This window comes from Pseudomonas sp. ADAK7 (genome assembly GCF_012935675.1).
Lineage (GTDB): Bacteria > Pseudomonadota > Gammaproteobacteria > Pseudomonadales > Pseudomonadaceae > Aquipseudomonas.
Genome location: NZ_CP052861.1, coordinates 3,527,112 through 3,540,109, shown reverse-complemented (window position 1 = coordinate 3,540,109; position 12,998 = coordinate 3,527,112). Strand labels below are relative to the sequence as shown.

At 55.8% G+C, this 12,998-nt stretch carries 11 protein-coding genes; 3 read left to right on the top strand and 8 right to left on the bottom strand.

Annotation, left to right across the window (positions count from 1 at the left end; genetic code table 11):
• Positions 1-5 precede the first annotated feature (5 nt).
• The 3 genes from HKK53_RS16485 to HKK53_RS16475 form a co-directional block, all read right to left on the bottom strand.
• The gene (locus HKK53_RS16485; RefSeq protein WP_169371695.1) at positions 6-1,466 is read right to left on the bottom strand and encodes an ATPase domain-containing protein; all 1,461 of its coding nucleotides are present in this window, start codon (positions 1,464-1,466) and stop codon (positions 6-8) included.
• Positions 1,463-1,897, bottom strand: coding sequence for a hypothetical protein (locus HKK53_RS16480; RefSeq protein WP_237150786.1), 435 nt, complete (start codon positions 1,895-1,897; stop codon positions 1,463-1,465). Before HKK53_RS16480 ends, HKK53_RS16485 begins: the two co-directional genes overlap by 4 nt.
• A gap of 249 nt (positions 1,898-2,146) precedes the next feature.
• Positions 2,147-3,553, bottom strand: coding sequence for a DUF2252 domain-containing protein (locus tag HKK53_RS16475; RefSeq protein WP_169371694.1), 1,407 nt, complete (start codon positions 3,551-3,553; stop codon positions 2,147-2,149).
• Positions 3,554-3,758: 205 nt separating this feature from the next.
• Between HKK53_RS16475 and HKK53_RS16470 the strand changes: the two genes are divergently transcribed.
• Positions 3,759-4,010 carry a helix-turn-helix domain-containing protein gene (locus HKK53_RS16470; protein WP_169371693.1) on the top strand — a complete coding sequence of 84 codons (252 nt, stop codon included), beginning with the start codon at positions 3,759-3,761 and terminating at the stop codon, positions 4,008-4,010.
• A complete protein-coding gene (locus HKK53_RS16465; RefSeq protein ID WP_169371692.1) occupies positions 4,007-5,206 on the top strand; it encodes a type II toxin-antitoxin system HipA family toxin in 1,200 nt (399 codons plus the stop codon). The genes HKK53_RS16470 and HKK53_RS16465 overlap by 4 nt, the downstream gene beginning before the upstream one ends.
• A gap of 69 nt (positions 5,207-5,275) precedes the next feature.
• On the opposite strand, the gene HKK53_RS16460 is transcribed toward HKK53_RS16465, so the two are convergent.
• The 3 genes from HKK53_RS16460 to HKK53_RS16450 form a co-directional block, all read right to left on the bottom strand.
• The gene (locus HKK53_RS16460) at positions 5,276-5,644 is read right to left on the bottom strand and encodes a DUF6124 family protein (RefSeq protein ID WP_169371691.1); all 369 of its coding nucleotides are present in this window, start codon (positions 5,642-5,644) and stop codon (positions 5,276-5,278) included.
• Between the two features lie 209 nt (positions 5,645-5,853).
• Positions 5,854-6,315 (bottom strand): cysteine hydrolase family protein, encoded by a 462-nt coding sequence (locus tag HKK53_RS16455; RefSeq protein WP_169371689.1) that lies wholly within the window; start codon positions 6,313-6,315, stop codon positions 5,854-5,856.
• Positions 6,316-6,747: 432 nt separating this feature from the next.
• On the bottom strand, positions 6,748-7,818 hold the full coding sequence (locus tag HKK53_RS16450; RefSeq protein WP_169371688.1) for a hypothetical protein: 1,071 nt from the start codon (positions 7,816-7,818) through the stop codon (positions 6,748-6,750).
• Between the two features lie 171 nt (positions 7,819-7,989).
• On the opposite strand from HKK53_RS16450, the gene HKK53_RS16445 reads away from it, so the two are divergent.
• Positions 7,990-8,745 (top strand): hypothetical protein, encoded by a 756-nt coding sequence (locus tag HKK53_RS16445; RefSeq protein ID WP_169371686.1) that lies wholly within the window; start codon positions 7,990-7,992, stop codon positions 8,743-8,745.
• 204 nt (positions 8,746-8,949) lie between these two features.
• Here HKK53_RS16445 and HKK53_RS16440 read toward each other — a convergent pair whose 3' ends face one another.
• Positions 8,950-9,651: a M48 family metallopeptidase gene (locus HKK53_RS16440; RefSeq protein ID WP_149657669.1), complete on the bottom strand. Its 702-nt coding sequence runs from the start codon at positions 9,649-9,651 to the stop codon at positions 8,950-8,952.
• Entirely contained in the window at positions 9,648-12,974 is a 3,327-nt protein-coding gene (locus HKK53_RS16435) for a type I restriction endonuclease subunit R (protein ID WP_169371685.1), read from the bottom strand. The genes HKK53_RS16440 and HKK53_RS16435 overlap by 4 nt, the downstream gene beginning before the upstream one ends.
• Between the last annotated feature and the right edge of the window lie 24 nt (positions 12,975-12,998).

Here is a 12,998-nt window from a genome sequence, read left to right as displayed (position 1 = left end):
CTTGTTTACACCTTGTCCTGGAGGGCGGGCCGACGGGTTGGCCGGCCGCCGAGCAAACCTTCCTGATCCGGCAACATCTCGCCGATCTGCAGGCCGTCATCGTCGATGCGGTACAGGCGCAGCTCATCGGAGTGTGCGCTGGCACGGACCTTGACCACGGCCATGATGCGCAGCAAGCGGCTCTGCACTTCGATGTAGCGCTGGACGATGATCGCGTCGGTGAGGAACGCCGTGCCGTAAGGGCTGAAACGCAGGTCGGTGTAACGGTCTTCCAGCTCCGAGGTCATCAATACGCTGACCCCGGCACTGGTCAGCGCGGTGACCATGCGCGACAGCGACTCGCGAAAATCCTCGCGGAAGGTCGGCGCCAGCGCCAGCTCGAAGCCCGACAGCGAATCGATCACCACGCGAGTGGCTTTGAGTCGGTCGATCTCGCTGAGCAGCAACTGGACGATTTCGTCGATGGACAGGTCCGGCGCGCGGCTGTCGACCAAACCGATCTGGCCGCTCTGGATAAGCCCGGCCAGCGTAGCGTTTTGCGAGTGATTGGGCCGTTGCTCGAACACCGCGATCACGCCGGTCTCGCCATTGCGCGCGCCTTCGGCGAGGAAGGTCGCGGCCAGAATGCTTTTGCCCGAACCCGATGGCCCGGCCACCAGCAACGAATAACCCCGGGGCAGACCGCCACCGAGCATGTCATCGAGCTGCGGCACGCCCATTTTCAGGCGTTTGATCGGGAACTCCAGCGGCGCTTCAATCGGGTTCAGTGGCGCGGGGGCGAAGACCTTGATCCCCGAGGTGGCGATGCGGAAGGTGTGCAGCCCCGGCAAGGTCGGCTGGCCGCGCATCTTCATGATTTCCATCTTGCGCACCATCGAGTTGCGCTCGACGCTTTGGCGCAGCCAGATCAGGCCATCGGCCACGGTGAAAATCGGGTTGGTGTCGGTTTCGGTGAAATATTCGCCAATCAGGAAGGTCGTCGCCTGCCAGGTGGTCATCAACATGCCCAGTTGCTGGATGAACTGCGGCAGGTTGTTGTTCGGGTTGTCTTCGGTCTGGCTGGCCAGCACCACGGAGCGGAACGAGTCGACAAACACCAGCGCCGGGGCGTGGGTTTCGACTTCGCTGACGATGCGGCGCAGGACCTGGTCCAGATCCCCGGCCAGGGTGTCGTCGGCCAGGTTAATGTAGCGGATCGACTGGTTGATCGCTTCGGCATCGAAAAAGTCGAATTGCTGCTGGTAGCGCAGCATCTTCAGCGGCGGCTCGCCCAGTACGGTAAAGAACAACGCCGGGCGTTCAGGCGTTGCCAGGGCAAACATCATCTGATGCGCCAGGGTGGTTTTGCCGCAGCCCGGAGGGCCGGCAATCATGTTGAACGAAAATTCCGGCAAACCTCCGCCCAGCACCTCGTCCAGTCCTGGCACGCCGGTGGCCAGACGGTTGATAGTTACTTTGGTGCTCATGGCGAATTTTCCTGCGAAGGGGTGTCGCTCAAAGAAGGTTCCCACATGCCACGAAGCAAACGTGCGGTGAGCGAAGGCCCGATCAGCGTAGTCAGTAACTCGTAAAACGTGGTCAGCAGCACTTCACCGAAAAACAGTGCATCGACTTCGCTTTGCTCGACGAGTACGGATTTGAGAGCAATCAGATCCAGCGCGGCCTGCACACTGTTATAGGTGCCGGCAAGACGCGGATGAGTGGAGGCGCAGAGGTGGAGGCTGCGACGATAGAGCGCGACAACCCCTTGCTGGCCGATGATGGGCGTGAGGGCTGCGTTCATATCCTGCAAGGTGGTAACGATCGCCTGGGCGATTCCTGCAGTGTCAGCGTTGGGACCAACACGGTGCGCCAGAGAAGCTACGATCTGGCGGCTCTCTTCGCTTAGCGTGGACATGGCTAACTGATATCTGATTGACCGGTGTTGATGGTACACCCTATGGAGGATGGGGAGTGATTTGCATCAAGGGATCGCCCAAAGCCCGGAAACCGGGCGCTCGCACACTTTTCGATCAATCGCCAGGCAAAAAAAAGCCCGCGGGAGGGCGGGCAAACCGTAGTTTCTTGAATGAGCGAGGGCACTGTACCGGTTGGCGCGGGGCGATTGGGTGAAGAAAAATTCATCTGCTAGGGCCCATCGCGCTGTTTATGGCAAATGATCCGCCGCAAAGTCCGCTTCAGAGCGCGCCTGCAAGCGGCCCTTGCGACAGGCCTTCTGAAACAGCTCGAAGTCTTGCTCATTCTGCCGGGTATAGTCTTTGGCATACTTGAGCAGCGCATCGGCCAACGCCTCGCTTTTGCCGATGTAACCGCTGATCTGCGCGGCGTGCCCTGACGATTTGGCGTGAGCCCGGGCCAGGGCGCGGCCACAGGTCCGTGCGTAGGCGGCGAAAGTTTCTGCATCGAACGTCTCGATTTCCGCCGAGACTTTCATGTCCCGCAGTTGGCGCACATAAAAGTGCCGACCACTGGGCCCGGTGGTCCAGCCGAGGAACAGATCGCTGGCCGATTGCATCAAGCGTTGGCCATTCACCACACGCTGACCCTCGTGCTGCACCCGCGGCCGGGTCTTGACGTAACCGGCGAGCACCGAGCGTCGCGCTTCCTTGAATTGCAGGAACAGCGGGTTCTCCTGTTCGTCAGTCAACAGCGCCACCAGGCAACGCGTGCCGACACTGCCCACGCCCACCACTTTGAACGCCATATCGTGGGCATGAAACCGCGACAACAGTTCACGTCGATCCGCTTGCAGGGTGCCTCGGTAGTCGCCCATGAACGTCTCGTAAAGCGGCTTCCAGTCGGAGAGACGCAGCCAGTCATCATCGGCATCCAGCAGCGTGGTGTTTTTATGCAGGTGGAAGATTTCCGGCAAGTCATCGCGAATCGTCAGACGGCCATGGGCGTCACGCTCACAGATTTTCGGCAGCAACTCGGCGTGGGTGCGTCGCTCGGCTTTCTCGAGGGCCCGCTCCACATGTTCCAGCGTGGCTTTGCTCGCTTGCTCCAGCAAATCGTCGTAGCGGATGGACTCGTACCAGGTCTCCATGGCGCTCTGTTCGGCGCACTCGACCATGGTTTTTTGATAGGCCGCGACCACCTGGCGGCAGACCTCTTCCTCGACTGTCTCGCCGTGCCGCAGGTCCTTCGCCGCTATCAGGAAACTCGCCACCAACCTCTTGAGGTCCCACTCCCAAGGCCCGGGGTGCGCTTCGTCGAAGTCATTGAGGCTGAACAGCAGATTACGTTCGGGCGTGGCGAAACCGCCGAAGTTCATCAAATGACTGTCGCCGCAAATGGGCGATATCAGCCCCATGCTGGACGTGCCAGCCAGGTCATGGGCCTGGAGCAGGGCGTTGCCACGATAAAACGTGAAAGGAGAGACCAGCATCCGGCCGTAGCGCAACTCGACCAGCGACTTTATACGGCCCTCGCTGGACGCCTTGATCAGTGGCAGCGGGTCGCGGTCGATGTTGCCGAGGGACGACTGGGTGTTGCGGGGGCAGGTCTTACGAGCATCCTTGCCTTGCTTCAGGCGGTTTTTGAGGGAGGTCATGGGGGCTCGACTAGTGGGTTTTTGGAGGCGGCGAGATGAGTGTAGAAGGGCGCTCGGGTTCAGGTGTTGTGTTCATGGGACAAAAAGCTTTGCTTTGAGAGGGTTGTATTGGTGTTGATTGGGGAATATTTAAATGACCCTCGCGGGGGCCGCACTTATGTTACGTATATGCTACATTTAGTTGTAAATGTCACGGTAACGGAACATGGACTACCACTTATTGATTTTGCGACTTGCTGCTCAGATACGCGAAAAGCGTATGAATCGCGGCCTGACGCAGGCAAATCTCGCCGAACTCGCCGGGCTGACTCGCCAAAAGGTCATTGCTGTGGAGAAGGGCAGTCCTTCCATAGGGATGATCGCCTACGCGCGAGTTTTGGGCGCTCTGGATTGTGAGCTGGCTGTCATCCCGGCAGCCATGCCGACACTTGAAGAGCTTGGAGATTTGTTCGAATGAAAATGACTTCTCTCAAAGTCAGCACGCCTGAGGGCAGCAGCGGCAGCATTCTGACAAGCCGCGAGGATTTCATTTTCCGCTATCACGACGATGCATTTCCCAACATGGCCATCAGCCTGTCGATGCCCGTTCGAGCTGACGAGTTTCGTCGCCGAGACCTGCACCCGATCTTTCAGATGAATCTGCCGGAAGGGTATGTGCTGGAACAATTGCGTAATCGTCTGGCTAAAACCGTAAACGTCGATCCGATGTTGCTGCTGGCTCTTTCTGGTAGCAGCTCGCCTATTGGCAGGGTTCAGGTGCGTTCCGAAGCGGTCGATGTTTTGCTTGGCGGACAGCGATTTCCAGGTGAAAAACTCGAAGAGATCCTGAGCTGGGATGGGACGGAAGATATCTTCGCCGGCCTTCTTGATCGCTACATCCTGCGGGCTGGTATTTCGGGTGTTCAGCCCAAGGTACTGGTGCCGGAGCAGCAGGAAACCGAGTTGCCAAGGGTGACCTCGAAAACCTCGGACTTAATCATAAAAAGTGGTCGGGACGAGTTCCCCGGACTGGCGATCAATGAGTTCCTGTGCATGTCCATCGCCAAGGACGCCGGCATTCCCGTGCCAGAGTTTTACCTCTCTGATAACACCAGGCTGTTTGTCATGCGTCGCTTTGACCGAGACGAGCAGCTCAATCCAATTGGCTTTGAAGACATGGCGGCGCTGATGGGGCTTTCGGCTGATCAGAAGTACAGCAAAAGTTATGCGGCAATTGCTAAAGCAATCCGGTTGTTTTGTCCGGCGCAGCATCATCGATCCTCGCTTGATCAACTCTTCGATAGCGTGGCCCTGAGTTGCATCATTGGAAACGGTGATGCTCATTTGAAGAATTTCGGTTTGCTCTATTCGGATCCTACGCAACGCGATGCGCGGCTGGCGCCGGCTTACGACATCGTCAATACCACGGCTTACATCCCCGAGGATGTTCTGGCATTGGATCTGGCGGGTAACAAGTCAATGTTTGCCTCGCGCCAAGGGCTACTGGAGTTCGCACAGAGTTGTGAGGTTGAACGACCCAAAGAACGTATTCAGCGGTTGCTTACTTCTCTTGAGCGAGTGCTTGAGCGTTATCCTCAGCATAGGGATCAGGCACCCCACGTAGTGAGTGCCATTCAACAGTCAGCTGCGCCCTTTGCTTTGACTTTTGGGTAGTTTTGATCCCAAAGCCGTGGAAGCGGCAGCAGTAAAAAAGGACGACCTCGGTGAGGCCGCCCACTCAGTTCAGACCGGTTTGATCCTGGATTCACGCGAGCTGATATTTTTCAGCGCTTGATTGACCAGCAACTCGGTCAAAACAGCCAGCCGCTGAATCGCCAATGCCTTGTTGCGATGGGGACCTTCGAGCTGAGCGACCAGATCGGTGGACATGGCCTTCACAGAGGCCAGGTTTTGACTGGCGTAAGCGAGCAGGGTAGGTGCGTCGATGTCCGGGTTAACAGCGAAAATACTTCCTGTTGGAACAGATCGTTTCGGGTCGCGCAGGCGAGCGCTGACGCGGCGTTCAATTTCTTCAGACATCTGGGTCAGATCGAGAGCGTCCGATATTGGAGGGTTCGGATTTTTAATCAAGGTCAGGCGGGGCTTTTTCATGGAAGAACTCCGGAAGGTTGGGGGTCCCTACGCTTTACGGCTTGTCAAAACCGTTCGCCGGGTTGCAACACAAATGGGAGGTTATCTACTCGGATCGTTACTCGATACTTCATGGAGTTCGACAGAACTCGAGGGAAATGTCCTAGGACGTGGTGAGTAGATCCCATCCTCAGTGGTGGAAAAGCAGCCCGATGGCAACTCGACGTTGACTACAACTCACTCGATTTCACCGTGTGCCCGAAATGATGCTCCCAAAGCCGCGCCCCTAACCCACCCGTCCGGTCCAGCGACGACCCCATCGTCAAATCCGTAATCAATGTCGGCTGCAACCCCGCATCGAACAACGCAAACCCCGCCGCCAGGCAACAGGTATCGGTTTGTAATCCACAGACCAATACCCGATCCACTTTCAGGCTTTTCAAATACTCGATGGTTTCCGGTGACGGCGCATAACCGTGTTTGATGAAAATGCGATCAGCCTGGATCAGGCTGTCGTCGTCCGGTGCCGGGTGCCAGCCGAGTTGTTTCTGGAACGGGGTTCTGGATTCGTCGTGGCGTTCGACGGTGGCGACGCTGGGCAAGGTGCCGATGAGTGTCTGGATGCCGTCGATGAGCCATTGGGGTGGGGCGAAACTGGGTTGGACGTCGATGATGAGGAGGGCTTGTTGCATTGGCTTCTCCGAGGGGGCGGCGGTGATGGTTTGTCATACCCCAGATGCAACAAAACCCGCGCTTGGCGGGTTTTGGTTTGCTTCGTTTGGTGGGCCGGGGTGAGCTGAAATGATTTGCTAAACCTATGAAAAATATGAAGTTGGTTAGTTGAGCTTTCTTCGTGGAATACTATTTGGAATGCGCTGCACAGGATTGAGGCGGAATGCTGAAGCGTGTTCCTCCTGAGTCAATTGCCAGGAGTCATTCCGCTGTGGCCAATCACGTGGTTGTCAGCCCCTTTTTCTTTCCTGTGTTGGATGAGGATAGGGTACAGGTATCAGCTTTAAATGAAGGGACCTAATTGGCTTTGATTACTCATCGTTAGCATCCGGGTACTAAGAGTACAGGTGCGTGGTTGAGCAGTATCTTGTACTTGTACCCTGCTCGGCGGACTATGTGGGCTTGAAAACGGCGAAAAATTCCTTGAAGCCCTTTGTGGTTAATGTGTTATGTATGCGTGGCAATCCTGTTTCATCTAAAGGGGCGGTTCCTTTGCCATTTCGGCTTCTCTCGTGCTGGAGTTGCTCTTGCAGTTTATCCACTGATAGCCAATAGTTGCATGTCTGCTGATCATGTGATCGATTGATGCTGAAGTATTTTCCGTCTCGCTCACCTGCGACTGGGTAATGATGAATGGACTCACTCAGCCAGTATAACTTGGAGTCCAATGTGGCTATCCATGTGTCCTGAAGCTTGCCATAAAAGAGCTCTTTGGAAAACTCCAGGGCGCCTTTTATGTATTTAAGGTCTTGAACGCCATTGAAGATATTTTTGAAGCGCTGCGCTGGCTTGTTGCTCCCACTCATGAAGTTGTTCTTGATGTCTTCGATTTTGGCGTTAAGCTCGTCGGAATAGTTGGGCTTTTTCTCACAGAAGCAGTACTTGGCAATTTCGGCTTCAACAGCACTGAGCATATCAATGTCATCACAGACACGGCTCATATATGTTTTGAATTTTTCAATGCCTGTCAAGTTCGGTTTCGTGGCGTTGATAATATGTATCTGCATGAGCGAAAAAAACGGCACGCTGTAGAGGTGCTGCTCTTCTATGCTGAGTTCTGAAAACTCATACGGTCGGGTTCTTTCCGCTTCATTTGGGGTGTTTCGTGTCGCGGTTGGATGATCGACCATCTGCGGGCAGAATATCGAAAGAAACAATTCATACATCTCAAAGCTTAGCTTCTTGAATTTCGGGTGGACCTCGTTAAGGGCAAGCCCAGGCGTTATGCACAGACTTTGTGGTGGGCAAGAATTTATGAAGTTTATAAGTCTAGTTAAGTCAAAATCGTTCGGGCTGTGGCGGCGAAGAATTACATCTTCCATTCTCACCAGAATGTTAAGGTCGAGAATCAAGGTCGTTTCTATGCCGTTCCGCTTGTTCTCGGCCACCATGCTTGGGGTGAGCCGCGGGGAACTGTCGGTTTTGCGGCAAGGCTTTATGAAATGTAGGGTATGTGTGGGCATTGTGATTTACCTAACTCCTATCTGATTAGACTGCGTCCTTAGATCGTGTGCTGCTTACTGCGTAGAGCCTGCATTGCCTGCTGGGGCAGCGTCAAGTAGATAGTCAGATATTGCTTCTAATGATCCTTTAGTGGTGATAAATTTATGCTACTAATCTATGGCGTGGGTTGTATGAAGAAAACTAGGCAGGAAAACGTAATTCAAGCTGCAATTACCGGTGCATTGGAAGCCTACTGCAGAGATAGTCGGACTTCGCTCAAAACCTTCCCCCCATATGCTGTCCAGCAAGGCGACGGAATGCGGCTGTATTGTGGTGATCTAGTCGCTATGTTGGAAAACGCTAAAATACTGCTTTTGGAAATTAAAGAGCTTAATTGTAAAAGCGGGGTTTTTGACCAGTTTGATGGCGAGCAATTCAAAAGCTGCCTTGCTTATGAGAAACTTGGCGTTCCCATTGCATATTCATATAATACTATATCTCTTCCTGATTATGATGATCGCTCGGATGTTGAGCGGTGGCCTGAGTTAATTTTGGGTAGGACGAAACGGGCAGTGCCGAGTAAGCTACCAAACAAAAAGCCAGATAAGTTAAATCATTCATCGCTGCTGGATTGGCTTCGTGATGATCAGGGCGGCGACATGACTGCGGGCTTTGGCCGGGTGCTCGGTGCGCTTGAGCGTCCGGAAACGCTAAAGAATGGTGCGTTGGTCCTTCTGTACGGCGTAGCTGAGCAAACGCTTGCAATGCTAGATCGTGAACAGGTTCTGCTCGTTTTGAACTATTTGGACAAGGAAAGTAAATTGCGTCCGGGTCATTATAAGAAGATAGAAAGTGTACTGGGTGCCGCAGCTGAGGTATTTAAAGGTTACATAAAGCCTATGATTAGTAGAGACAACTCTGGTGGGGCGACGCCAGGGCAGCCGTGAATTATTTTATTGATTTTCTGCAGGGTATGGTTGTTCAAAGAGTTCTAGGCGCGTGGTGATCCTAATGTCTGGCTCGAAGGTTAAATGCAGAAATTTATCCGATCGCTGGAATCCTGGTGCTTGTAAGCCATCCTCAGAGTCAAGTTGGTTGGTTCTGACCAGTACCTATGCCGCGGGTGCTGGTGAAATAGTCAGCCATGGTACTCAGAGGCCTTCAACATCAATTCCATGTTCTGCCAGCCATGTCTTGCGCTGTGCGTAGTCAGGCATGACGCGTTCAAGGCGGAGCCAAAATTCTGGGGTGTGATGTGGCTCTTGCAGGTGCACCATCTCATGCACAACCACATACTCCGCAATGGGCTTGGGCAGCAGGATTGTTTTCCAATGAAAATAGAGCTGTGCGCCCTTGCCACAGGAGCCCCAGCGATAGCCCAGATCCTGCACACGCACACCGCTGGGGGTCAGGTCCATTCGCGCTTGGTGGTTCTCGACTCGTAAGGCCAGCCAGCTGCGGGCATGTTCGCTATACCAACGGATGAAATGTTCGCGGGCTCGTGGCAGTTCGCTACGCAGCAGGCGGAAGCGACCAGCAGAAAGTTTTAGCGGCCCATCCTGCTCATCGACCAGTTTGAGGCGATAACTTCGCCCCAAGTACAGAAATCCCTCTCCGTCGACGTATTGCTTGATAGGGATTGAGCGCTGCAGGCGCTCCTTTTCGGCAAGACGCGAATAAATCCAGAAGCTTTTTTCCGCTACGAATTGACGCAGCGCTTGCTCCTTCACCTCTGGCGGAGCGGACAGGATAAGGGCGCCGTCACGCTCGACAGTGATCTCTAGCGTCTTACGCCGCGCGCTGCGGCGCAGTGTGAATTGTAGGTCATTGATGGTGAGCGTTTCGTTGCTCACAGCTGCATCAACCGTTCATGGCTGGCTCTGGCCTGATCCATCAAACGGTCAGACAGCACCCCCGCCGTATCGCTATCCACCAAGGGTGGACGCAGTCTCATCAAGTAATCAAATAGCTGTCCGGCCAGCTCCTCCTGTGCCGCTCGCTTGCGCGGGCTCCAGATATCGCGGTGGCTCTGGAGTTCGCCCACGAACAGATCGACCAGTTCCACTGTGACATCCTTCAAACGCAGCAGATCGGCGGGCTGTGGAGTGGCGTCGGCACACAGCACATCCAGGAGGGTGCGAAGGAAGGGGGCATAGTGTTCGGGCAAATCCAGAGGGCTGTAGTCATCGCTCATTTGACCGCTGCGCAGCTCGTTTATGATCTTTTGCATCTGCTCAACCAATTGATCCCACTGCTCGCCCAGCGACTTGAGCAACTCGTTCAGGCGTTCGGACAGCTTGCGATAGAGCACCGGATCTTCATCAGTATGCTTGCGCACATGCGAGCGAATGGCGTGCTCCATCTCTGATGCCTTGGCGCGGTCGTTGACGCTTCGCGACAACTGTTTCTCGAAGTCTGCATCGGTGAGCTGGATCGGCGGAATCTTCGGGTCGATGCCCAGTGAGATAACATGATCGTCGATCAGTTTGCGCACCTTGGCACCGACATCCTTGCCCAATTGCGGCAGGTCCTTGTAGCGCCCACGTGCCCGCGCGTGGATATAGGCCAGGCGCTTGGCATCCTTGACGAAGGGCAGGCCCTCGGGGCGTGGCAGCACAGTGTCCAATGAGTTGAGGAACGCTTTGAGTTTTACCGCAAATTCGGCGCGCACCTTTTCCGACTCCAGTGCGGCAATGCAGGTTTCGGCATCTTCCAGCGACTCGATGCCCTGGCGACGCAGCACATCCACTACACGAAGATGACGATCGCGCAGCACCGGCACCTCGTCCTTGATGCTGCTCAGCGCACCTTCGATATCCTCGTCGGCATAGGCTGCCAGCGCTTCGCGCAGGTGGTTGGCGACCCCGTAGTAATCGACCACGATACCGCAGCGCTTGCCGAAACCAGTACGGTTGACCCGCGCAATGGCTTGCAGCAGCTCGGCTTCCTTGATTGGCCGGTCAAGGTACATGACCCCTTCGATGGGGGCGTCAAAGCCGGTGAGCAACATAGACTTAACGATCAGGAAAGCCAACGGGTCGGTCTTGCCTGGCTGCTCATGATTCAGGGGCTTCTTGAAACGCTGGATCAGCAGCTCGTGCTTGCTGCCATCCGTCCAGGTTTTCCACTCGGCCGGATCGTTATTTGAGCCGGAAATAATCGGTGCGAATTCCAGGCTGCGTAGCCTGTCGCGATAGCGCCACGCCTGCACGCGCGCCTGCAGCTTGGGTGGACGCTGGCACAGTGCTTCATCGTCGAGGTCCTTGTCGGCTGCTGGCAACGCTTCGGCCTCGGCCAACAACTGATCGCGGGCGGCCTGCAGTGCGTGGAAATAGCGGATTGCCGCAATCCGGCTATAGGCTACCACCTGCGCCTTGTAGCCATTGGGCAGGATATTGGTGACGTAATGTCTGAGGATGTCGCGCGCCTTATCTGCAATCAGCGCGGGGGCATCAAAGATATGGCCTTTGGTGGCGTATTTTTTCTTGATCAGCTCCAGCTCGTCCTGACTGTGCTCGCGGAACAAATCCTCGAACAGTTCATCCAGGCTCGCTCCATCTTTTAATGCGCCCTGGGCAGTGCGTCCTTCGTAAAGCACCGGCACTGTAGCGCCATCTGCCTCGGCTTCCTTGATGGTGTATTTGTCGATGAACGCGCCGAAAATTTCGTGGGTGCGTTTCTTATCGCCCATGATGATCGGTGTACCGGTAAAGCCGATGCGCACGCAGTTGGGTAGGCCCGCCAGCAGGTTTGCCTGCAGATCGCCGGCCTGGGTGCGGTGCGCCTCATCGATCAATACCAGAATGCTCTCGTCGTGGTTGAGCACCTCGAATGGTTTGCTTACCAGGTAGGGCGCGCGCTTTTCTGCGGCTTTGAGGGGTGCAGTAGCTTGCGTAGGGATCGACGCCTCCCCATCTTCTTCCTGTTCGGGATTGCGATACTTCTGGATGGTGGCGAATACCAAGCCGGGGCCCTGGCGACGTGCCAAGGCTTTAACACCCTCGATATTGGAGGCCACCTCCGGCAGTTCACCGCTCAGCGTGGCGGTGGCGGAAAGCTGGTTTTGCAGGTCTTTACGGTCAGTGACCACGATGATTTTGAAGCGGCGCAGTTGTGTATCCGTGCGCATCTTGCGCACCAGAAATACCATGGTCAGGCTCTTGCCTGAGCCTTGAGTGTGCCAAACGATGCCGCCGCGCTGGTCGCTCTCGCCGTGCTCAAGGCGTGTCTGCCCGCGTTTCATGCGGATCACCGTGCGGTTCACCGCGCGGTACTGCTGGTAGCGGCAGACCGTCTTGATGGTCTGCCCGCCAACCGGCATGAACAGCATGAAATGCCGGATCAGATCGAGCAGGTGGGCCGGCGTCAGCATGCCTGCCACCAGGCGCTCCTGCTCGGACAGTTTGGCTTTGCCCAACTGCTCGGCTACTGACTGCTCGCTGCCGCTACCCTCCGGGCCGACCACGGTTTTCCATTGGGAGAAATGCCCGAAGCCGGCCCCAATGCAGCCCACCCGTGCTTCGTCGTAGCTACTGGCGACCAACAGCTGCACGCTAGCGAACAGTGTTTCGTTGCCCTCGTTGTCCTCGACTTCGAAGGCCGCCTTGCGCTGGTTGCTGTAGCGGCGCAATTGATCGACAGCTTCGGCCAGCGGTTCTGGGATGGATGGGCTCTTGCATTCCACCACCACCAGTGGGATGCCGTTCACCAGCAACACCAGATCCGGGACGATAAATTTCTTGCCGCTGTTGTACCCCGGTGGGCAATCCACTCGGAACTGGTTGATCACGCGGAAGTGGTTATTGGCCGGGTTGGCCCAATCGATGTACTGGATGGTCTGACCACGTCCGCCTTCCCAGCCCTGAAGGCCATCGACCGTGATGCCTTTGAGCAGCAGCTCAGTGACTGTCTGGTTGGCTTCCATCAGCTTGCCGGCGCCCACGCGGGTAATGGCCGCCAGTGCTTCGGCAATGCGCTGCTCATCCAGCCAGGGCTGACCGTCGCGCAGGTTGATGGCAAGCAAGCGTTCGGCCAGTGCAGCTCGCTGAATCACTTCACTGAAACTGCTGCGACCAGTGATGGCCGGGTCGTCGAGGCTGCCCTCGATATGCTTCCAGTTCAGCCCCTGTAACTGAGCCACAAAGGGTTTTTCGACGTCATCCAATTCCCAGCCCACGGTTACTCCTTTAATCCAGTTCAG